Source organism: Flavobacterium psychrotrophum (assembly GCF_003403075.1).
GTDB lineage: Bacteria > Bacteroidota > Bacteroidia > Flavobacteriales > Flavobacteriaceae > Flavobacterium > Flavobacterium psychrotrophum.
Map to the genome: position 1 here is coordinate 1,457,516 of NZ_CP031557.1, position 22,784 is coordinate 1,480,299.

The 22,784-nt window shown below is 38.1% G+C and carries 19 protein-coding genes; 9 read left to right on the top strand and 10 right to left on the bottom strand.

Features of this window, described 5'->3' with window-relative positions; translation table 11 throughout:
• Nucleotides 1-94: 94 nt before the first annotated feature.
• The 3 genes from lacZ to DYH63_RS06320 all read left to right on the top strand — a co-directional run bounded on the left by lacZ (nucleotide 95) and on the right by DYH63_RS06320 (nucleotide 5,416).
• Nucleotides 95-3,196, top strand: a complete 3,102-nt coding sequence (gene lacZ / locus DYH63_RS06310) for a beta-galactosidase, LacZ type (RefSeq protein ID WP_162926945.1) — start codon at nucleotides 95-97, stop codon at nucleotides 3,194-3,196.
• Nucleotides 3,197-3,607: 411 nt separating this feature from the next.
• On the top strand, nucleotides 3,608-4,201 hold the full coding sequence (locus tag DYH63_RS06315; RefSeq protein WP_116790757.1) for an HD domain-containing protein: 594 nt from the start codon (nucleotides 3,608-3,610) through the stop codon (nucleotides 4,199-4,201).
• A gap of 180 nt (nucleotides 4,202-4,381) precedes the next feature.
• Entirely contained in the window at nucleotides 4,382-5,416 is a 1,035-nt protein-coding gene (locus DYH63_RS06320; RefSeq protein ID WP_116788001.1) for a beta-ketoacyl-ACP synthase III, read from the top strand.
• A 96-nt stretch (nucleotides 5,417-5,512) separates the two neighbouring features.
• Here the strand turns inward: DYH63_RS06320 and DYH63_RS06325 are convergent, their stop codons facing one another.
• The 7 genes from DYH63_RS06325 to DYH63_RS06355 all read right to left on the bottom strand — a co-directional run bounded on the left by DYH63_RS06325 (nucleotide 5,513) and on the right by DYH63_RS06355 (nucleotide 14,827).
• A complete protein-coding gene (locus DYH63_RS06325) occupies nucleotides 5,513-6,118 on the bottom strand; it encodes a TetR/AcrR family transcriptional regulator (RefSeq protein ID WP_162926946.1) in 606 nt (201 codons plus the stop codon).
• A gap of 92 nt (nucleotides 6,119-6,210) precedes the next feature.
• Nucleotides 6,211-7,620, bottom strand: a complete 1,410-nt coding sequence (locus DYH63_RS06330) for an efflux transporter outer membrane subunit (protein WP_116788003.1) — start codon at nucleotides 7,618-7,620, stop codon at nucleotides 6,211-6,213.
• A gap of 2 nt (nucleotides 7,621-7,622) precedes the next feature.
• Nucleotides 7,623-10,775, bottom strand: coding sequence for an efflux RND transporter permease subunit (locus DYH63_RS06335; RefSeq protein WP_116788004.1), 3,153 nt, complete (start codon nucleotides 10,773-10,775; stop codon nucleotides 7,623-7,625).
• Nucleotides 10,776-10,803: 28 nt separating this feature from the next.
• Nucleotides 10,804-11,934 (bottom strand): efflux RND transporter periplasmic adaptor subunit, encoded by a 1,131-nt coding sequence (locus DYH63_RS06340; protein WP_116788005.1) that lies wholly within the window; start codon nucleotides 11,932-11,934, stop codon nucleotides 10,804-10,806.
• Nucleotides 11,935-12,076: 142 nt separating this feature from the next.
• Nucleotides 12,077-12,826: a LytR/AlgR family response regulator transcription factor gene (locus DYH63_RS06345; RefSeq protein ID WP_116788006.1), complete on the bottom strand. Its 750-nt coding sequence runs from the start codon at nucleotides 12,824-12,826 to the stop codon at nucleotides 12,077-12,079.
• Between the two features lie 3 nt (nucleotides 12,827-12,829).
• Complete coding sequence (locus tag DYH63_RS06350; protein ID WP_162926947.1) at nucleotides 12,830-13,717, bottom strand: sensor histidine kinase; 888 nt, start codon at nucleotides 13,715-13,717, stop codon at nucleotides 12,830-12,832.
• Nucleotides 13,718-13,993: 276 nt separating this feature from the next.
• Entirely contained in the window at nucleotides 13,994-14,827 is an 834-nt protein-coding gene (locus DYH63_RS06355) for a universal stress protein (protein WP_116788008.1), read from the bottom strand.
• Nucleotides 14,828-15,168: 341 nt separating this feature from the next.
• Here DYH63_RS06355 and DYH63_RS06360 point away from each other — a divergent pair, with 341 nt between their 5' ends.
• From DYH63_RS06360 to DYH63_RS06385, 6 genes are all read left to right on the top strand, one after another.
• Nucleotides 15,169-15,474: a YHS domain-containing protein gene (locus tag DYH63_RS06360; RefSeq protein ID WP_116788009.1), complete on the top strand. Its 306-nt coding sequence runs from the start codon at nucleotides 15,169-15,171 to the stop codon at nucleotides 15,472-15,474.
• Nucleotides 15,475-15,643: 169 nt separating this feature from the next.
• The gene (locus tag DYH63_RS06365) at nucleotides 15,644-16,012 is read left to right on the top strand and encodes a hypothetical protein (protein ID WP_116788010.1); all 369 of its coding nucleotides are present in this window, start codon (nucleotides 15,644-15,646) and stop codon (nucleotides 16,010-16,012) included.
• Nucleotides 16,013-16,357: 345 nt separating this feature from the next.
• Nucleotides 16,358-17,281 carry a hypothetical protein gene (locus DYH63_RS06370; RefSeq protein WP_116790758.1) on the top strand — a complete coding sequence of 308 codons (924 nt, stop codon included), beginning with the start codon at nucleotides 16,358-16,360 and terminating at the stop codon, nucleotides 17,279-17,281.
• Between the two features lie 4 nt (nucleotides 17,282-17,285).
• Complete coding sequence (locus DYH63_RS06375) at nucleotides 17,286-19,253, top strand: TonB-dependent receptor plug domain-containing protein (RefSeq protein ID WP_116788011.1); 1,968 nt, start codon at nucleotides 17,286-17,288, stop codon at nucleotides 19,251-19,253.
• A 28-nt stretch (nucleotides 19,254-19,281) separates the two neighbouring features.
• Nucleotides 19,282-20,145 (top strand): MbnP family protein, encoded by an 864-nt coding sequence (locus DYH63_RS06380; protein WP_116788012.1) that lies wholly within the window; start codon nucleotides 19,282-19,284, stop codon nucleotides 20,143-20,145.
• Nucleotides 20,146-20,214: 69 nt separating this feature from the next.
• Nucleotides 20,215-21,234 carry a cytochrome-c peroxidase gene (locus DYH63_RS06385; RefSeq protein ID WP_116788013.1) on the top strand — a complete coding sequence of 340 codons (1,020 nt, stop codon included), beginning with the start codon at nucleotides 20,215-20,217 and terminating at the stop codon, nucleotides 21,232-21,234.
• A 95-nt stretch (nucleotides 21,235-21,329) separates the two neighbouring features.
• Here the strand turns inward: DYH63_RS06385 and DYH63_RS06390 are convergent, their stop codons facing one another.
• Genes DYH63_RS06390 through DYH63_RS06400 form a run of 3 tightly spaced genes read right to left on the bottom strand, consistent with a single transcriptional unit; the run spans nucleotide 21,330 to nucleotide 22,751 of the window.
• A complete protein-coding gene (locus tag DYH63_RS06390; RefSeq protein ID WP_116788014.1) occupies nucleotides 21,330-21,773 on the bottom strand; it encodes a sensor of ECF-type sigma factor in 444 nt (147 codons plus the stop codon).
• A 3-nt stretch (nucleotides 21,774-21,776) separates the two neighbouring features.
• Complete coding sequence (locus DYH63_RS06395; RefSeq protein WP_116788015.1) at nucleotides 21,777-22,178, bottom strand: hypothetical protein; 402 nt, start codon at nucleotides 22,176-22,178, stop codon at nucleotides 21,777-21,779.
• Nucleotides 22,179-22,208: 30 nt separating this feature from the next.
• Nucleotides 22,209-22,751, bottom strand: coding sequence for an RNA polymerase sigma factor (locus DYH63_RS06400; RefSeq protein ID WP_116788016.1), 543 nt, complete (start codon nucleotides 22,749-22,751; stop codon nucleotides 22,209-22,211).
• Nucleotides 22,752-22,784: the final 33 nt, after the last annotated feature.

Consider the following 22,784-nt stretch of genomic DNA (forward strand, 5'->3'; position numbering starts at 1 on the left):
AAATTTCTTACATTTAAGATCTCAACCAGGACAATCAAAACAATTAATGATATTTGCCTGCCTTAACTATGGCAGGCATTTTTACAATATGAATATGAAAAAAAAATTATTGACAAGATTTGCACTTGCGTTCTCTATTCTGCCCGGTATTGCTTTTGCGCAGCAAAAACCGGAGTGGCAGGATGAAACTGTTTTTAGTGTAAATAAAGAAGCTGCCCACGCATGGTTTGTACCTTATGAGTCGGTAGAAAAGGCAAAGGCCGAAAACCCAGCCGCTTCAAAATATTATCAGACCCTTAATGGGACATGGAAATTTAAATGGCTTAAAAATCCGGGACTGGCTACAGACGATTATTTTAAAGAAAGCTATAACGACAAGAAATGGGATAATATTCCTGTTCCTGCCGATTGGCAACAACACGGGTATGACTACGCAAATTATACTAATATTAAGTATCCGTTTGAAGCCCATGTTTCTGAGAGTGGCATACCTACTGTTCCCGTTGAATATAACCCAACAGGTATTTATCGCCGGGAATTTACAGTGCCTAAAGACTGGGATGGATATCAGGTATTTGCGCATTTTGGTGCCGTAAATTCTGCTTTTTATCTTTATATAAATGGCCAGCGTGTGGGCTATAGCGAAGACAGCAAAACCCCGGCCGAGTTTAATATTACAAAGTATCTTAAACCAGGTAAAAACCAAATGACTGTTGAGGTAATTAAATGGAGTGACGCATCTTATCTTGAAGACCAGGATATGTGGAGGCTGTCAGGCATAGAGCGCGATGTTTTTTTAGTAGCTACGCCACAAAACAGGATAGAAGATTACACAGTTAAGAGCTTACTTGATACTAATTTTAAAAATGGTTATTTTTCACTTTCTGTAGACCTTAAAAGTTATACAAATAGCACGGTTCCTTTAAGTATTACAACCCGTATAGTAAATGGAAATAGTGTACTGTTTGAGGCTACCAAACCGGTTACGGGTACAACCGTTAATTTTTCATCAGTCATTCCAGATGTAAAACCCTGGTCGGCAGAGTTTCCGGAACTTTATGAACTTCAAATCGAATTAAAAAATGGTAGCGCTGTTTTACAGGCTATTACACAAAGTATAGGATTTCGCACTGTTGAAATTAAAAACGGTAACTTGCTTGTAAACGGTAAGGCAATCACTATTCGTGGAGCAAATCTTCATGAACATCATGATGTAACGGGCCATGTGGTAGACCTTGCCACAAGGCTTAAGGATATTGAGGTAATGAAGCAAAATAATGTAAATGCCATTAGAACCTGCCATTACCCGCAAGACCCTGTTTTTTACCAACTTTGCAATAAGTATGGTATCTATGTACTAGATGAAACCAATATAGAGTCGCACGGCATGGGGTATGATATGAATAAAACCTTAGCAAATAAGCCAAACTGGCAGGGTGCACACCTGTACCGTACCCAAAATATGGTTGAACGGGATAAAAACCAGCCTAGTGTAATAATTTGGTCATTAGGCAACGAAGCAGGAAATGGCACTAACTTTTACAGTACTTATAACTGGATCAAACAAAACGAACCTACAAGGCCGGTACATTATGAGCGTGCCGGTAAGGAGTTTAATACAGATATTGTAGCATATATGTATTACACAATGCCCCAAATGGAGCAGTATGCACGTGAATATAAAGACAGGCCACTAATACTTTGCGAATATGCCCATGCTATGGGTAACAGTTTAGGTAACTTACAAGATTACTGGAACCTTATTTACAGTTATGATATTATGCAGGGCGGTTTTATATGGGAGTGGCTGGATGAAGGCCTTAAAAAAACAGATGCCAACGGAAAAACCTATTGGGCGTATGGTGGAGACCTGGAGCCTGCCGGTACACAAAACGATAATAACTTTTGTATCGATGGTATTGTTAACCCGGACCGTACACCACACCCAGGTTTATCTGAACTTAAAAAAGTGTATCAGCCTGTATATTTTAAAGAAGCCGATCTTTACAGTAATACCATTAAGCTAATTAACCATTATGCTTTTGACGACCTCAGCAACCTGCAACTGAGTTGGGAACTAGAGGCAAATGGCAAAGAAATTAAGTCTGGCATTCAGGAAACAGGTAGTGTTGCGCCGGGTAGTACTAAGGTTGTTGTACTTAACCTGCCTCAAATTTCCCCGGAACCAGGAGTCGAATATTTTGTAAATGTCTATCTAAAATCTAAAGAAGCCAGGCATTTAGTACCGGCAGGACATATTGTGGCTTACGAGCAGTTTAAATTGCCTCTTTCTATTGCAAAGGCATTCAAATTTAATACGGCACAGGCATTGAAACAAACTGATTCTGGCAACAATTTGAAAATAGAAGGGAACAATTTTTCAGTAGTATTCGATAAGAAGACAGGCTGGATAAATTCACTTAAAAACAAGGAAGAAATATTGGCTATGCCTGTTGAACCTGATTTTTGGCGTGCTCCAATAGATAATGATTTTGGTAATGATATGCAGGAGCGTTGTAAGATATGGAAAAACCTTCCTGCAAGTTTTGAAGTAAAAAGGTTTAGGGTAACACAAGACATCCCGGGACTCGTAGAAGTTGCTGTAGAGTATAGCATAAATGACCTAAAAGGCAAAAAAGCTGAGGTAAATTATAAAATCTATGGTGATGGTAACATAGCTGTATCAAGCCGTTTTGATTTTAATGATACTAAATTACCTGAGATACCCAGGATAGGCTTCCGTACACGCCTTAAAGGATCGTATGAAAATTTTGAATACTTTGGCCGCGGCCCTCAGGAAAACTACATAGATCGTAATACGGCTACATTGGTAGGCTTGTACAGCTCTAAAGCGACAGAGCAGTATTTTGCCTACGAACGCCCACAGGAAAACGGCTACAAGACAGATGTACGCTGGGCTACACTATCAAATTCAAAAGGTAATAGCGTTACAATAACTTCTCCATCAAATTTTGGTACGAGTGCCATGCCTTATTCCCGTGAGGATTTTGATGATGGAGATAAAAAAGACCAACGCCATGCCAAAGACATTATAAAGCAAAATTACACCGAGTGGCATTTTGACAAAAAACAAATGGGAGTAGGCGGAGATACCAGTTGGGGCGCAAAACCACACGATGAGTATATGATTTATCCCGGTATTTATGAATTTGATTTTGTTATAAGTCTTTTTTAGATTTACATTTATGTGTTTTACAAGCTACAGCAAATAAATTCTGAATTTAGAAATAGATTTGGCTAATTTGTTTGATAAGCAAAAAATGACAAACTTAACTTAATGCGTAGTTGCTTAAGTTAAGTTTGTTGCATTTAAAAAGAAACCATAAATTCTTTTTATGCAGGCATAACTTGTTTTTTTACAATGTTAATTACACAAATCAAAACGTATCATGATTTGTTACAGTACATTAAATGTTTTTACTTAAAACATATAATATTATTTAGAATTAAAAATTACACGGTTTGTCTTTTAAAGAAAAGGTTATCGTTAAAATTGCCTCAAAAAACAGCAGTTTTATGTTAGCGATTGTGCTTTTCAATTTATCTTTGCACGTGTTAAATGAATGCAAAAATAGCCTACTCTAAAATGTTCTCTGATAACTTACTTAAACAGCTGGATTTTATTAAAGAGATCGATAAGGTTAAATATATTCAGCGCAAAACCAGACTTTTTAATAGTAACAGAAATGAAAATGATGCTGAACACAGTTGGCATCTGGCATTGATGGCTCTTGTATTGGCAGAACATTCTAACGAACCTGTTGATATACTAAAAGTGGTTAAGATGGTTCTTATACATGATATTGTTGAAATTGATGCAGGAGATGTCTTTATCTACGATACCCAAAAAAACCATTCTAATACAGATCAGGAACGGTTAGCGGCTAACCGTATATTTGGATTACTTCCTGAAAGCCAGGCACAAGAGTTCGTTACGATTTGGGAAGAGTTTGAAGCAGGAGAAACTGCTGAAGCAAAGTTTGCCAGAGCAATGGACAGGCTGGAACCACTTTTACAAAATACCTCTAATAATGGAGGAACCTGGAGAGAGTTTAACGTACCCTATAAAAAGGTGTACGAAAAAAAGAGCCATATAAAAACAGGTTCAGAGGTGATATGGAATTATGCTGAAAATTTGATTAACGAGAGTGTTGAAAAAGGAATTTTAAAAGATGAATAAGCAAGTATTGTAATAGGAGGGAATAACAAATGTTTTATTGGCGAAATGTAATTTTCCTGTTGCGTTCCAGGTTTATACAACTACATTTCAGCAGGATTTTTAAACGTTTCAGGATTTTTTTAGTTCTAACTATCCTTTTATATTGCACTTTTGCTATAATGTACTAAATTTTGTTATATAATGAAAAACGCTACTATTACTGCCCTTGGTGGCTATGTACCCACTTCTGTCCTGTCTAACGAGGCACTTACAAAGATGGTTGATACATCTGAAGAATGGATTGAAAAAAGGACAGGCATCAAAGAGCGCAGGATAGCGGAATTTGACCAAAGTACGTCTCACCTTGCGGCAGGTGCCATAAAAGACCTGTTGCAAAGTTATGATGTACACCCTTCAGAAATAGAAGGAGTAATTTTGGCCACGGCTACACCAGATAGTCTTCTTGCACCTACGGCGCCTACTGTATGCCAGTTATGCGAGTTAGACAACGCATTTGGATTTGACCTTAACTCTGCCTGCAGCGGGTTTTTATATGCGCTTACCATGGCTACATCTATGATAGAGAGTGGCAGATACAAAAAAATTATTGTTGTAGGTGCAGATAAAATGAGTTCTATAGTAGATTATAATGACCGTAATACCTGCATACTTTTTGGAGATGGGGCAGGTGCTGTGCTGTTAGAAGCCATTGAAAGTGGTAATGGTGTTTTAAACAGCATATTGCGCACAGACGGTAAAGGAACAGAATCGTTACTTGTACCGGGCGGTGGGTCTAAATATCCTGCAAGTGCAGAAAGCCTTATTAGCGGTAAACACTATATAAAGCAAGACGGTAGCCTTGTGTTTAAAAAAGCTGTTGCTGCTATGGGTAGTGTAAGTAGGGATGCACTGACGGCTAACGACTTTGATAGCGAAGATATTGACTGGGTTATACCACATCAGGCTAATATCAGGATTATTAAAGCAGTAAGCGACAGTTTAAATATTCCTTTTGAGAAAGTAAAGGTAAATATTGAAAAATACGGAAATACAACTTCAGCGACTATACCATTGTGCCTGTGGGATTTTAAAGAAGATTTTAAAGAAGGGCAAAACCTGCTTTTAACTGCTTTTGGAGCCGGCTTTACATGGGGGGCAACTGTGCTGACCTGGGGAGTATTGCGCCCAAGCAAGTCTCATAATTACCAGGGCAATTGTGTAGAGGCTACTATCTAAAAGCCTGTAAAACATAATAAAACGGATAAACAGTAATTTACTTATTGTTTATCCGTTTTTTGTGGTTTATGTTTTTCTTATCTACAGCTGATGATCTTATTTTAAGCCTAATCTCTCTATTGATTCTTCAATAAATTTTATTGCAAGTTCTTTGTAGTGTAGTGTAAAAACTTCGCATTGCATCCGATATTCGGCAATAGGAAAAATATGTTGAAGTGAGTGTGTTGGAAGATTTACGACAGAAAGCAGCTGCATTAAAAAATCTTCTGCCTGTAAATTTTGTAAACTTTCAGGTGGGGCAAAATTTTTTATCTCTTCCAGCAAAGCATTGATCTTTGATTTATGGACGTAAAAAAAACATTTTAAATCCGGATTGTACTTCATCCCTGTTATCAAAAATGTTTCCAGGTAAGGATATTTTACCGATATTGCAAATGCGTTATGTGCAAACAAAATAATACGGCTGTACAACGTGTCGCTGCCTGTAAATAAAGGCTGCATTTTTAAATTGTAAAGCTCCATTGCTTTAGAACAAATTATTTCATGTATTTCTTTCTTGTCCTTAAAATAATAGTGCAATAATGTCCTGCTTACATTAGCGGCAGTAGCAATTTCTATTGTAGAAGGGTTAAAAACCCCTTCGTTAAGAGCCAGTTTAATTGCGCAGTCTTTTATTTTTTCGAGGGTAGTGTCATCAGTCATGTTATATTGCATTACAAAATTAAAAATCCCCACCCACAACTTAATTCCCCTGCTTTAGCATGGAAAAGTAGCGGATGAGGAAAATGTAATCTTTATTCTATACCACCGCCCAGGGCACGGTAAAGGTCTATAGAAGCGTTTATTTGCTCCAGCTTTATGCTAATGGCTTCCAGATCATTTTGTAGCGCACTGTTTTGTGCTGTAATAACTTCAAGATAATTTGCCATACCATTGCTGTATAGTAAATTGGCATCTTTTGTAGCTTTATTAAGAGCTGTTGTTTTTTCTGACACCAAATCCCGGCGCTCACTTGCATATTTAAGTTTAGACATGGCATCAGATACTTCGCCTACAGCTATAGTAAATGATTGTTTAAATGCCACAGCAGCTTTTTCCTGCTCAATAACAGCCACTTTATAAGCCGTGCTCAGTTCTTTTTTCCTGAAGAGCGGCTGTAAAATTCCGGCAGCAATTGTCTTGGTTATAGAGCCCGGAAAATCAAACCATTTTTCAAATTCAAACGTATTGGCACCTATTGAAGGTGTTAGTGTAAGCGATGGGTACATGGCTGCTTTTGCAAGCCCTGTTTTTGCCGCGGCAGACATCACTGTATATTCCGCGGCCTTTACATCAGGCCTCCTGCTTAAAAGCGCCACAGGAATACCCGATGGGAAAATATTGGCAATTTCGCTGTTGCTAAGTGTGCCTGCACGTTCTATAGCATCAGGATACTCACCACATAATATTCTCAGCGCGTTTTCCTGAACGGCAATACTGGCTTTAGCCTGGGGCAGTAAAAGTTCTGCCGTTTTCTTTTGTGCCTCGGTTTGGTCTAAAGCCAGCGAACTTATGCTGCCAGAATTATATTGCAACTGCATCATTTGTAATGTGCTTGTTGTTAGCAGTATATTTTTCTCAGCAATTTTTAACTGCTCATCAAGTCCTAAAAGGTTGTAATATGCCTGGGCTACCTGTACAATGATCCTGGTTTTTAAAGCCAGGAGGTTCTCTTTTTGTGCAAAATAACTCGCCCTGCCGTCTCTTTTGCGCAGGGCAGCCTTGCCCCACACATCAGCTTCCCAACTAAGGGCAAGGCTTGCGGTGTAGTCGTCTAGATATTCCTGCCCGGTAAATTGCTCACTAAGCGAACCGTTTAGTGACGATTTAGACAAGTAAGCCCTGTTTGCCGATACATTAAGGTCTAATGATGGTAACAATGACAGCTTGGCCTGTTTGTAATTCAGGTTTAGTTGCTCCATTGTTTTTAGAGCAGTAACTACTTCAAAATTTTTAGTTAGTGCTTTATTTATCAGTTCCTGTAGCTTTGCATCCTTGTAAAAATCTTTCCAGGGCAGGGCAAGCGTATCTCCCGTTAAAGTAATATTTTCACGATAGTTGGCAGGTGCGGCTAATTCCTCACGCTTGTACTTTTTACCTACAACACAAGATGTAGTGCTTAGTGATAATGCGGCCGCTATGGCTATATAATATATTGATCTCATTATTAGTTGTTTGTTGTGTTAACCACTTGTTTGTTTCCGGAAATTTTTTCCTGTAAATACTGGAACAGTATAAAAAGCAACGGAATTACAAATACTCCCAGTACTACGCCGCTAAACATACCTACGGCAGCACTTACACTAATAGACCTGTTTCCTACGGCTGTACCACCAGAAGCAAACATAAGTGGTATCATACCCACAATAAAGGCAAGGGAGGTCATAATAATAGGGCGTAACCTCGAACGTGCTCCTTCAATAGCCGACTCTACTAATGAAAGTCCGGATTGCCTTCTCTGTACGGCAAACTCTACAATAAGGATGGCGTTTTTAGCTAAGAGCCCCACAAGCATAATAAGTCCCACCTGAACATATATGTTATTATCCAGTCCTACAGCCTTAATACCCAGAAATGCACCTAAAATCCCTGTAGGTATAGACAGTAGTACGGCAAGTGGCAGCAGGTAGCTTTCATATTGCGCAGCAAGTAAAAAGAACACAAATAACAGGCAAAGGCCAAAAATGGCTACAGTCTGGTTACCTCCTGCTTTTTCTTCAAGGCTCAGGCCCGTCCACTCGTAACTATAGTCAGATGGGAGATTATTACCAACAGTTTCAATACTTTTCATGATATCGCCACTGCTAAAGCCCGGTAACCCTACAGCAGTAATACTTACCGAATTGTAAAGGTTGTAGCGGTTAACAGATTCCGGCCCATACACCTTTTTAAGGGTTACCAATGATTTTACAGGAACCATTTGCATATCGGCGTTGCGCACAAAAATTTCATTAAATGCATCTTCATCTGTCCTGAAAATACCATCTGCTTTAACATTTACCCTATAAAATTTACCAAAACGGGTAAAGTCTGAAGACTGGTCGCCGGCAAAGTAGGTTTGTATGTTGTTTAATAACTCGCGTATGCTAACGCCCATTTGCTTGGCTTTATCCTCATCTACTTCAAGCTCCAGCTGCGGGTAGTCTGCCCTAAATGTTGTATAGGCATATTGCACGCCAGGTTGTTGCATAATTTGGCCTATAACTTTATCTGCCATGGCTTTAAGCACCGCCGGATCTTTAGATGTCCTGTCTTGTAATACAATTTCGGCACCGCTGGTAACACCAAAACCTTCTACCGGTGGCATCCTGAGTACCATAATAGATCCTTCTTTAATCGTAGATAATTTACCTGTTGCTAAATCTACAATTTGTTGAATATCTTTTATTTCACCACGCTCTTTTTTAGGTTTAAGCTTTACAAATCCCATTGCATAAGCAGGGCTGGCGCTGTTACTTAAAATATTAAAGCCTGTAATACTTGTATTGTTATCAATAGCCTCTATGCCCGAAAGTTCTTTCTCAATATTTTTTACAACAGCAGTGGTTCTGTCCAGTGCTGTACCTGGCGGCATAGATAAACTGTAAAGCATAAAGCCATCATCTTCCATAGGTACAAAACTTTTTGGGGTAGACATCATACTATATATTGCCAGGGCAGTTATACCCGCTACAAAACCAGCAGCCAGCCATTTTCTGCCTATTAAAAAACGGACACCTTTTATGTACTTGTTTGTAAGATTGTTAAAGCCCGAATTGAACCCGGTAAAAAAGCGCTGACTAAATGATGTTTTAACTTCAGTTCCTTCATGCGAATGAGTATGTGTATTTTTTAGCAGTATGGCACATAGGGCAGGGGTAAGTGTAAGGGCATTAACAGCCGATATTATAATGGCTATGGCCAGTGTGTAGGCAAACTGCTTATAGAATATACCCGATGAACCCGTCATGAACCCGATAGGTATAAACACAGCCGACATAACAAGGGTAATAGATATTACCGCACCTGTAATTTCTGACATTGCTGTGTGGGTAGCTTCTTTAGGGGTTAGCCCTGCATCTTCTTCCATTTTACTATGCACAGCTTCAACCACCACAATGGCATCATCTACCACAATACCTATGGCGAGAACCAGTGCAAAAAGTGTTAGTATATTTATGGTAAACCCAAATACTAGTAAGAAAAAGAATGTACCCACAATAGCCACCGGAACTGCTATGGCAGGAATGATGGTAGAGCGCCAGTCCTGCAAGAAAAGGAAAACTACAATAAACACCAGTATAAAGGCTTCTATAAGGGTAGATTTTACCTGTCCTGTAGCCTCGTCAAGGCGTGCCTTAGTACTCATTACGTTTACGTATTTTATACTTGGTGGGAATGACTTAGACAGCCTTTCAATTTCCTGGTTTACACCTATCTCTATATCATTAGCATTAGACCCCGATGTTTGTAAAATGGCCATAGTAACGGCATTTTTACCGTTTGATTTATTATCGCCACTATATGATATAGAACCAAACTCTATGCGCGCCACATCTTTAAGGCGCAGTAAATTGCCGCCATTGTTTTTTACTACAATGTCTGAATATTGATCAGGTTTATTCTTTTTACCCTTGTAACGGATAACATATTCCAGAGCCGCATCAGATTCTTCACCAAGCTTGCCCGGTGCCGATTCAAGGCTTTGATCTGCAATGGCATTTGTAACGTCTGATGGTACAAGGCCGGCATTTGCCATTTTCCTTGGATCAAGCCAAATGCGCATAGAATAGTCTTTTTGCCCAAAAATTTGTACCTGGCCTACGCCCGGTACACGCTTAATTTGTGGTACAAGGTTAATGTTAGCATAGTTTTGAAGAAACAGCTCATCATACTTCTCATTATCTTCGGTATAAAGGTTGAAAATAACAATCATGCTGTTTTGCTGCTTAGAGGTAGTAAGCCCCATGCGTATAACTTCCTGCGGTAGTTTTGGTGTAGCCTGTTGCACACGGTTTTGTACGTTTACCGCTGCCTGGTCCGGGTCTACGCCCTGTTTAAAAATTACGCTGATGGAAAAAGAACCATCGTTGCTGGCGTTAGATTTTATGTATTGCATATTTTCTACACCATTTATTTGCTCTTCGAGCGGGGTAACTACCGAACGTATTACCGTTTCGCTGTTACCGCCCGGATAGGAGCCGCTTACCATAACGGTAGGAGGGGAGATGTCCGGAAATCGGGTAACCGATAACCTTGTAAGTCCTATAACGCCCAGTATAAGCAGTACTATAGAGATTACCGTGGCCAATACCGGCCTGTCTATTATGTTTTTTAACATTGGAAATGCTTTTTAATGTATCTGATAGTTATTTTTTAGCAACCGGTGTGTTTTCTCTTGCAGTTACCTCCATGCCGTCGTTAAGGGCATCTATACTATTGATAGCTACCTTATCGCCAGATTTAAGGCCTTTGTTTACAAAATAATCAGTACCGGCGCTACCTGCAATTTCTACAGGAACCATGGCAACTTTATTACCGTTTAGTGTAAATACAAAAAACTTATCCTGTATGTCCTTAACGCTTGCCATAGGCACGGTAAGTACCGAAGAAAGGTTACTGTTAAGTATAACTCTTGCAGAACCGCCAGAGCGCAGGTATTTTTTTGGATTCGGAAAAATGGCTTTTAAGGAAATGCTGCCTGTAGTACGGTCTACATTTCCACTTGCTACTTCTACGGTACCTTTATGCTCATAAATGCTGCCATCTGCCATAATAAGTTGCACGCCTTTATCTTCTGCTGTGTCTTTCAGGTATGCTAAATAATCGGCTTCGCTTAATGAGAAATACACATAAACTGTATTAATGTCTGATAGTGTAGTTAACGGAGTAGCATCGGTAGGGGTAACAAGATTTCCTATCCTGTTAGGTATGCGGCTTATATAACCACTTACCGGAGCCTTAATTAGAGAAAAATCGGCATTAAGTTGAGAAGAACCAAGCGCAGCTTTTGCTTGTGCTACCTGTGCTTTTGCTGCCTCATAGCTGGCCTCGGCTGTTTTTAACTGCATTGGCGAAAATACTTTGCCTTCAACCAGCGGCCTTATTTTGTCTACTTCAAGTTTTGCAGTGGCAAGGTTAGCCTGTGCATTTTTATAAGCCGCCTCACTGCTGTGTACCTGCTCTTCAAAAACATCGCCTTTAATTTTAAAAAGCGACTGGCCTTTTTGAACGTAGTCACCTTCTTTTACATATATGGCTTCAAGATAGCCAGATACCTGAGCTTTAATATCTACATTTACACTACCTTCTATAAGTCCAGGATATTTTTTATCAATTTCTCCGGTTCCTGATTGCACTGTTAAAAAGTCTACTTCAGGTTTTGGCATTTGCTGGGCGGCATCTGCATTCTTTTGTCCGCAAGAAGAAAAAACAAGAGCTACAATTAAAGCTAATGATGTTTTAATAACGGCATAGCGCTGCAAAATTTTCTTTGTCATTTTTTTGATTAATAGATTATTTCAACAAAATAACGTTAGAAAAGAGCTGTATTTGGAGATATTTAACCGAAGCGTATTTTTTAGCTACTGAAGCGAAAAATAGGCAAACTGAAAAAATAAGGATGGTTTAGAAAGCCAAGATTTAATAATCAATCCATGACTTTAAAAGGCCTGCTTTTTCCCTGCTTACAATAATTTGAAGCCCGGGGTTATCTTTAATTAATACAACAAGTTTAGAATTAAAATGATTGTAAATTTGCTCTATAGCATCAATATGTATAATGTATTGCCTGTTTGCCCTAAAAAAAACTTTTTTATCAAGTTGCTCTTCGAGTTCGTCCATTTTTAGCGGAATAACCTCTTCGGTTCCGTTATGCAGTCTTGCCCTTGTAATTTTGTGTTCAGAGTAAAAAAATGTAATTTCTGATACGGGCAATGTTTTAAAACCATCTCTGTAAGGGAGCAAAAATCTGGTACGGTGCTCTTTTAAAGAAACAAAGCTTAATAAACTTTCAAGCTTAACGGTAACATCTTCTTTTGGCAAATTTTCCAGTTTTAAAAAGGCAGCCGATAATTCTTCCGGTTCTACAGGTTTAAGCAAATAGTCAATACTATTATACTTAAAAGCCCTAACAGCATATTCATCATAAGCTGTGGTAAAAATTATAGGGCAGGTTAGTTTTATATTTGCAAGTATCTCAAAGCTTAGGCCATCACTAAGGCGTACATCCATCATTACAAGATCTGGCATTGCGTTGGCAGAAAACCATGCAAGGCTGTCTGAAATGCTTTCCAGTACAGAGATTATTGTTGCCTGTGGCTTGATCCCGCTAATAAGCCTTATTAACCGGTCGGCGTTAGGCTTTTCATCTTCTATAATTACAATTTTCATTCTTTAGCCTATAAGTGGAATTATTACTTTAAACGAATCATTAGTATTAACTACAATCGGTATTTCTTTTGAGAGCAGACTGTAGCGGCCTATAATATTTTTAAGCCCTGTACCGGATGAGCTTACATCGCCCTGAATGGGTACAATTATATTTTCTACAACCAAGGAATTAAGCCCTTTACTGTACACACGAACTTTTAACGGATTGTTTTTGTTTGTCTGGTTGTGTTTAAGGGCGTTTTCTATAAGCAATTGTAAAGTAAGGGGAGGCAAATTAAGGCCGAGTGATACCTTGTTTATATCAATTTCAAACTCTACACCTTCACCAATCCTGCTTTTTAAAAGGAACATATAAGACTTTACAAATTTTAGCTCATCTGAAAGGGCTATTAGGTCCTTGCGCGAATTTACAAGCAGGTAGCGGTACACCCTTGAAAAATTTTCAGAAAACTCATATCCAATCTGCTGGTCTCTTAGTATTAATTCAGACAGTACACTAAGGTTATTAAAAACAAAATGCGGGTCTATTTGTAACTTAAGTGCATGTAGTTCTGCCTCGGTTACAGCCCTTTTCATTTCAGCAGCTTTTAAGCGCTGTTCTGCAGCTTCAAGGGCAGTTTTTTTCCAGTTTTCAATTATATAGCTACCCGTGTTAATGCTGCTTATAACAAGACCAATGATAAGACTACCCGTTAGCCAGTTCCATATTTCTCTAAAGTTGCATAACGGGTCGTTAATACAACCATTATCTTCATAGAAGAGAGACCCTAAAAGAATCTGAAATGCTATTATAGTAATAACTCCCAGTATTTGTAAAAACGTTTGTGTAATTACACGCTTAAGTGTCTTTTCTGTCCATGGTAGCGATTTGTTTAACCTGTTGTTCAGCATTATGCTAAATCTTGAAATTGCAATACAAAACAACAGTGATATAAAAATATCGCCTATTACAGCAAAAAACGGCTGGGTTAAAAATATTGTCCAGTAATGAGAATCAGGATGTAATAAAAATGAAATTATGTAATAAATTAAAAGTGAAAGAAAGGCAAACAAAACCCGTCTCCACTTTTTTACAATATATTTATTTACGTCATCAATCATGTTTGTGGCAGCATTATATAATTTTATAAAGATATGCTATTGAATTTATTCTGTAAAAAACGTGTTCTAATAATTAGGGAGCGAAAGTAATGGTATGTTTAACCCGGATGCCATTATGCGTGTTTTGCTGCGGTGTACAATAGAGTCCCAAAAACCATAGCGTTGTGGCATCATAACCAGTATATCTGCATTATACAGGTTTATCTCTTTTTCTATTTCGGCAATTACGGTATTAGAGCGTACACTTTTATAAACATATTTAATTTCCTGAAATTCTTCATCAATAATGTTTTTTACCAGCACACCGGGATTTTCTTCTTTTAACGTTTTCAGGGTTTCATCTACACTAAAAAGTTCTATTTCTGCTTTAATATGTTTTAATGCGACGCCAAGCCAAAGTAATTTACCCGCTGCTATTTTTTTCTTTGCATCAAAAGCAAATAAAACCTTTTTAGCCTTGTGTAGCCTGGCGTGCAGTGGCACGGCCAGTACCGGCAGGTTAAGCGATTTTATAGCAAATGTTGTAGCGTTTCCCATTAGTTCCTGTTCAAACGAACGCTCTGCCATACCCATAACTACCAGTTGTGTATTTGTATCTGTAATTAGTGTCGGCAAATAATCTTCAAGGAATGAGTAGCTACAGTTATATGTAATAGTAATGGCATAAAACTGTGTTAACTCTGCGGCTAAAAGTGCAAGCCGGGTATTTACTTTGTTTAGCTGTAACTGCAGTCCATCTGCTGTTATATGTGAATTAGCACTATGCAGTGGCAGCGAAAATGAATGAAATATAAGGAGTTGTGCACCCGATGCTTTTGCTAAGCCGGCAGCATAATTTACCGCATTAACAGATGTTTCTGAAAAATTTGTTGCGGCAATAATTGTAAATTGTGAATTCATTACGATACAAGTTTGATAATACAAAAAGACCATATTAAATGACCGGTTTACAAAATTATTACCTGAAGTGTAGTTATTCTTTACTGAAACGTATATGATGGCAACTGAAAATTGCAGGGTGGATAACGCTTTGTTGTTTTGTAGGAATACAAATATATGTAAGGCTTTTGTGTACTGTTTTTGTTACTGCTTAAATAATGATGGCAGGCAATAATTGCCTGTTATAAAATTGATGACAAAGTAGAACAAACAGCAAAAAAGTGGTTGCCGGAGTAATACTGTTTTTGTAATTTCGAACTGTTTTTATATCTATCCTTTACAGGAATTAAACACTTATAAACATGAAAAATAGTCTATTTGCTCTTGCTCTAATATCTTTATTAACTGCATGTAAAGAAAAAGAAGCGCACGCTGTGACCGAAAGCGAATCTGTGACAGCTAATGCCAACGGTAAATATTTAGCAGGCGATGGGCCTTTAAAAGGTGTTGAGCTTGATAGCCCCAAAGATTTATATTGCGAGATGAACGTACAAAAATATGGAGTTAGCGATACGCTGCATTATAAAGGCAAGGTATATGGGTTTTGTTCTGCAACTTGTAAAGATGGTTTTGCAAAAAATCCTGAAAGCTACCTGGCAAAGAAATAGCGTTGTTATATATAATTGCCGCTTACATAATATCTAAATACTCCTTAATATTAGCTATGGAGGATTTAGATATTCTGTGTCGTATTTTTTAGCGGGAAATGATTACAGAAAATAGTAAAAATAGCTTTACAAGTTTTTTATTTCTGTATATACTAAGTACTTTTGCATCGTGAAAAAGCTTGCATTTATCATAGCGGTATTTTTATTGTTAAAGCCTGTACTCCCATTAGGAGAGTACCTGCTTAATTATGACTATATTGTAAAAGAACTTTGTGTTAATAAGGATAAGCCTGTAATGCACTGTAATGGTAAATGTCACTTAATGAAAGAGCTTGCAAAAAATGCTGCTGAAGATACTCCGTCATCTGAAAAGAAAACAGTTGTAACACAGCACGAAATTTTTGCTGTTCTTGAAACACCATTTACATTTTCTTTTAATCCGGTAGTGTTTTATAACGTTAGCCCTGCTATTGTTTATAAAAATCTATATTCGCACGCTTACAATCCTGTTTTTTTCAGGCCACCCAGTATTGCTTAATTTTTAATACTACATATTTTGGGGTATCTTAAAAAGATGCTGTCAAATGTATTCTCATAGTATAAAAAAATTAAAGCTGTTAATAAAGCTTTCCCTTTACTATACGTTTTAAACTTTAAGTTGCTTTACCCCTAAAAGCTTAGGTAAGGTATAGCTTGTCTCAAACAAAAGTTAAGTAAAAATGTGTTTTAGCGGTAGGGCTTATTAAACACTATTGGTAATCCTTTTAGTTTTTTCTGTTGTTTTCATCGGTAGTATATTTATCGGTGTACGGTTTTGTGCCATTACAATAGCAATAATAAAATTTACCAAATGTTTACAGCTCTAATACTTAAACAATTAAAAATGAAATTTTATTATTGCTTAGTAATCGCAATGGTTATTGCGGTTACATCCTGTACGCTTGATAAAACCGATTATGAAGCCGAAATAGGCGCCGTAGTTCCTGAACATTATGAATTTAAAGAAGCTGTCTCCTTAACCAGCGGCATTTATAAAATAAGCATCGAAGCGCTAAACGGTACACTTTATAAAGGTTATAACGAAATACATATAAAAATTACCAATACACAAGCCAGGCAGGATGTAAATGGATCTGCTGTTACTTTTTTACCTGTATTAACTGATGGTGCCGGAAATAACTCATCATGTCCGCATAAATACAGTATGGACTATGATGCCGAAAATCAGTATTATGTAGGTTATGGTGTTTTTACAAGTCTTAGTAGTGTTACAGAAAACTGGAAGTTGTATCTCAGCTTTACCGACGGTGGACAAACTCATACTGTAAATGAAGTAATTTCGGTTAAAGAGCAGCCCAATAAAAACCTGAACATGACAACATTTACAGGTAACGACGGTGCACAATATGTAATAGCATTAATAGCTCCGCAAAGGCCAAAGGTCTCAGAAAATGAACTTATTGCGGGAATATATAAATATAACCAGCCCGATGGCCCGGCTACAGCTTTTCCGGATCCGTTGCAGTTTACTTATAATGAAGTTAGTGGTTACACATTACGACTGGATCCCAGGATGCCGGAACCCTCTATGGGAAACCATTCTTCTCTCAATAACCAGGACTTAACGCAGCACAGTAATAGCCTCTATTATGGCGTGGTAAACTATACCATGACAGGAAACTGGACCCTGAACTTTGTTATGCTCAATCAAAATGGGATGATTTTAAAAGGCACCCAGGTACCTACTACTTTCACGCCTGGGGTGCAGGGCGTAAAAAGTGAACTTTTTATAGATATATTATTCTAAAGCGATGAAGATAATAACTATTATCCTGCTCCTGTTAGGACTAAGGGTTGCTGCTCAAAATGACAGCATTAATATTCTGGAAGAAATAAAGGTAAACGCTGTTGTAAAGAAGAAGATAGAAACAGATATGAAAATGGCTGTTTCGGTAGATGAATTCTTAGCATCTTCAGGCAATATCAGTTTTATAAAACGCGGAGCTTATGCCTGGGAACCTTTGCTTAATAATATGAGTAGTGAACGATCTATACTTACCATAGATGGCATGCGTATTTTTGGCGCGTGTACTGATAAGATGGATCCTGTTACATCCTATGTAGAAGTTAATAACCTTTCTACAATCGAAATCAAATCAGGGCAGGAAGGCAGCCTGCACGGTGCTACTGTTGCGGGAAGTATAGACCTGAAGCACAAAAGCACACCGTTTGGGCTTATTAAAAAATGGAATGCCGGATATCAAAGTGGATTTGAGTTTAATAACAAACAGCTTTTTAACCTTGGTAATGTATCTTATTCCGGCGACAAGTTTGTGGCAGACGGAAGCATATCATATCGAAAGGCAGGGAATTATACTGCCGGAAATGACAAGGAAGTAAAACACTCCCAGTTTAGTAAATTCAATACATCTTTAGGTCTTGCTTATAAAACCGGTAATTTGTCATCATTACGTGCAGACGTTATTTTTGATGAGGCGAAAGATGTAGGTTTTCCTGCATTACCCATGGATCTATGGCTATCAAGGGCAATAATTACATCATTGTCTTACAAACAACTGTTTGAAAAAGGACTTATAAAAGCAATAGATACTAAGGCTTATTTTAATGCCATAGAGCATTATATGGATGATACCACGCGCCCGGAAAACCTTGTACATATGGATATGCCGGGGTGGAGCACCACATATGGCCTTGTTTCTAAAGCCAGTCTTATGAGCAATCGCTACATATCAGAAATACAGTTTAATGCCTTTGATAACCTATCTATTGCAGAGATGCGTATGTATCCGCAGGACCGTAGCCAGAGAACAATGTTTGCATATAGCTGGCCTTGGGTAACCACGCGTTTTGCAGGACTTTCGATGAATAATTCTTATGAAATTTCAGAAAAAAGCCAACTGAATTTTGGCGGCTCTTTAGGCGTAAACTACAATAACTCTAAATATGTAGAGTTTAACTGGATTTTTCATCCCGGAGCACCACAGCAAAAAACAAGGATATTGCCTGGGCTGCACGCATCTTATCAATTGGCCATAAGCAAATTTAACTTTTCGGCAGGAGCAGGTTATGGGCATAGGGCACCATCTGTATCAGAAGGATATGGTTATTACATTTATAATAGTTTTGACCGTTACGATTACATAGGTAATCCTGACCTGAAAAATGAAATATCAAATGAACTTAACGCGAGTGCCGGATTTAAAAATGACAAGTTTAGCTTACAGGCCAAAGTAAATTATTTCTACATCAAAAATTACATCATAGGCAGGGTTTTAAGCTTGGGTAGCCCTATGAATTATCAGTCGGTAGGGGTAAAGGGGTACACATCTTTAGACTATGCCACATTGTTTAACTTTTCGCTAAACAGCAGTTATATCATTTTGCAGGATTTGCATTGGGAGGGTTTACTAACCTATGCACGAGCCCAGGATAATAAAGGCGGTAACCTGCCTTTTATTCGCCCGCTTAGTTATAAATCTTCACTCCATTATATGATTAACAAGTTTAGGATACAGGCATCTGTTAACGGCGATTTTTCTCAAATTAATTACAGCCCGGAATATGGCGAAGACCAGACACCGGCTTATGCAATTTTTAACCTGTCGGCAGATTATGCTTTCAAAATTAAAAATGTTGGCGTAGTAGTACAGGCTGGCGCAGAAAACCTACTAAATGAGTATTACAGCACTTATGCAGACTGGGGCAACATACCCCGAATGGGGCGCAACATATTCACATCTTTAAAATTTAATCTTTAAAATAAAAACAATTAATAAATTACTTAAAATGAAAATCTTAAAACAATACCTTTTCCTTTCGCTTACAGCACTTGCCTTAGCTTCATGTTCAGATGATAATGACCCGGCAGCAAATAATGTTACCCTGGCTTTTAACAACACATTAGGCAGTACAGCTATTGTACTTGGCAATGCTAATTCGGCTACAGCAACAACAGGTACATCTGCTGCGGGGCAGGTACATCATTTCTCGGAGTTAAAATATGTAATAAGCAACATCCGCCTTATAAAAGATGACGGAACTGAAGTGCCTTATAACATAAATGATCTGGATAAAGGCGCTACAGTTATAGACCAGTCTAAACCGGCATCGTTAAACTATTTGTTAGCTAACATACCTGCCGGTGTTTACAGGCAGTTGAAATTTGGCCTGGGTATAAAACCGGAACAAAATACACTGGACCAGGTACGTTTCCCAAATTTTTATGCCGCAGCTGGTGCTAATGATACAGAGATGATGTGGGAGTGGGGAGCAGGCTACCGTTTTACTAAGATTGAAGGCTTTTATGATGCAGATAACAAAGTAATGTCTATACATACCGGAAGCACCGTTCAGGGCGCAGAAGGTAATTATACGCAAGGTGTAAACGCTTATAGGGATATTACCCTGAATCTTGTTACAAACGCAATAGTGGGCAGTTCTGCACCAAAAATTACCATACAGGCAGATTTTAGCAAATTACTTAGTGGTGCTACAAATACCATAACACTATCTACAGGTACAGGTATGGACGATAATGCTACGCCGAACATACATACTGCGGTACAGATGATAAAATTTGTTGATAATCTTGGCGGAAACGGCACGAGTGATAACAGCGGAATGTTTTCTGTAAGTAATGTTGCAAATTAAATAACAATGAGCAGCCGTCTCAAAATATGAGGCGGCTTCCAATTAAAAGCGTTTAGAAGTCCTTCATCCATGAAAAAAGTATTTTGTATTTTACTACCTATAATCTTATTTATATCATGCAGTAATGATGATTATAAGCCTGTCTCTTATAACAATACTGAAATTGCTTTAAATATACCCGCCGGATTTCCGGCTTTAAATAATGCGGTACTCGAAAATCCTCCTACATTATATGGTACAGCGTTAGGTAAAATGCTTTTTACAGATAAAAGATTTAGTGCAGATAATTCAATTTCCTGCGCTGAATGTCATATACAGGCACTCGCCTTTTCTGATAACAACGCGCGGGGCATTGGCGTTAAGGGGAGGGTTGGGCTTAGAAATGTACCTCCTTTGCAAAATTTGGCTTTTATGAATTTTTACAACTGGGATGGCAGTAAACTTCAGCTTGAGAAACAGTCGCTTGTGCCTATTATTACACATGAAGAAATGGACTCTTCCATATTAGATATTATAGGTAAAATAAAAGATGATGCTACTTATAAAGAGTTGTTTAATAAAGCGTTTGGAGATGAAGACATTACGCCCGAAAGGATTTATAAAAGCATTGCCCAATATGAGTATACGTTACTATCTGCTAACAGTAAATATGACAAAGTAATGAGAAATAAGGGTGAAGATTTTACAGTAAGCGAAGCTTCAGGATATGAGGTTTTCCGGCAGAAATGCGTATCCTGCCATAGTACAGCTTTGTTTACAGATCAATCTTTCAGGAATATTGGCTTTCCGCTAAATCAGGATACTAACGAGGCTGGCAGGGCAAGGGTAACAGGCATCTCTGCGGATTATATGAGCTTTAGGGTACCATCATTAAGAAACGTAGCACTTACTGCGCCTTATGGCAGTTTTGGTCAGTTTGCAACTTTAAAATCTGTACTTGATTATTTTAGTGATGGAGTTTTAGACGCAGACAATCTTGATCCTGTTTTTAAAAATAACAGCGGTAAAATTCCTTTAACAGAAACCGAAAAAGTAAATCTTATAGCATTTATGAAAACACTGACAGACGATAGTTTTATTTCAGATTAACGATTGAAATTTCATGAACAAATACTTCAATAAACAACAAAAGCTCACAGATTTAAAACTGTGAGCTTTTTTAATAGCATAATCAGGGGGGCATGCTAGTCTTTCTTTTTATCCCGAAACTGTTCTATCAGTTTTTTCTTAAAATCTTCTTCCGCTTTTTTAAGCTTTAATATTTTGGCAGATCCTATTATGGGTTTAAGATCATCTGTAAGTTTTGCTTTCAGTTCAAAAAGTTCGCGGTCAGCTGCTTCCAGTTTATCAAGGCAGCCTGCGGCTTCTTTTTCGGGCATTTTGTCAAAGCCGGACTGGTCTATCTTTGCTATAAGCGGACGCATCCTGTCATGGCGTATTTTAAATTGCTTTTCATCAAAAGCATTATAAACCGGCCAGAATTTAGCTGCTTCATCCGGGGTAAGGCTAAGTTCAGACGTAAAGAACGAAACCTTAAGTGCCTTTATTTGCTCGTGCTTATCTTTTTGGGCATAACCCGTAAGGCAAAATAGTAGCAGTAGGGGTAGTAGTGTTTTTAATTTTTTCATGGTTTATTCGTATATATTTTCATCCAGTAAATAATCTTCAACAGCATCATCGTTTATGGTAAGCGACGATTCAAGTTGCTTAATATCCTGTTCATTTAATTGCTGTGTAAGGTCATACGTGCTTACATTACTATTGTAAACTAAATAGTTTTCGATAGTAACATCATCTGGCTGTGCTGTTTTTTGGTTATTCAGCATAAAAAACCATCCTGCGCCCAGTAGCAATATAAAAGCCGCTGCTGCACTAAACCATACGGGCATATGCCTGTAAAGCGGAAGCACTTTAGGTTCGGGCTGTTCGGCAATTTGAGTCATCATACGCTCAGTAAAAACATCAAAGTAGCCCTCCGGTACCCTAAAACCGGTTTTCATTTTATCCTCTTCATCTATCTTAAAATCTTTCATGGCAGTTAGACTATAGTGTTATTAAAAAGTTTAATGCGTGTTAACATAATCTTCTATTTTTTTTACCGCATGGTGGTATGATGCTTTTAAAGCGCCCACACTGGTGCCTGTAGCTGTTGATATCTCCTCATACGGCAGGTCTTCAAAATACCGCATCTTAAAAACCAGCTGTTGCTTTTCCGGCAGTGTTGCTACAGCCTCCTGAAGTTTAAGCTGTAAGGCATCTCCCTCAAAGTAATCATCGGCACGCATCTTGGCAACTTCTTTCTGCAAAACTTCCTCATTAGTGATACCGCCTCTTTTTGCCCTTTGGTTTACAAAAGTAATAGCCTCATTAGTAGCTATGCGGTACATCCATGAGAAAAGCTTGCTTTCGCCTTTAAAGCTCTTCAGGTTGCTAAAAATCTTTATAAAGGTATTTTGCAGTACATCATCGGCATCGTCATGGCTTATAACAATAGTACGTATATGGTTATACAACGTCCTGCTGTATTGCCCCAATAGCTGCCTAAAAGCTGCCTCGCGTGTATCGTTATGTAGCAACAGTGCTATAAATGCTTTTTCGTCCTGCAAAGTAATTGCCTTTTTATATAAGACTAAAGTTAC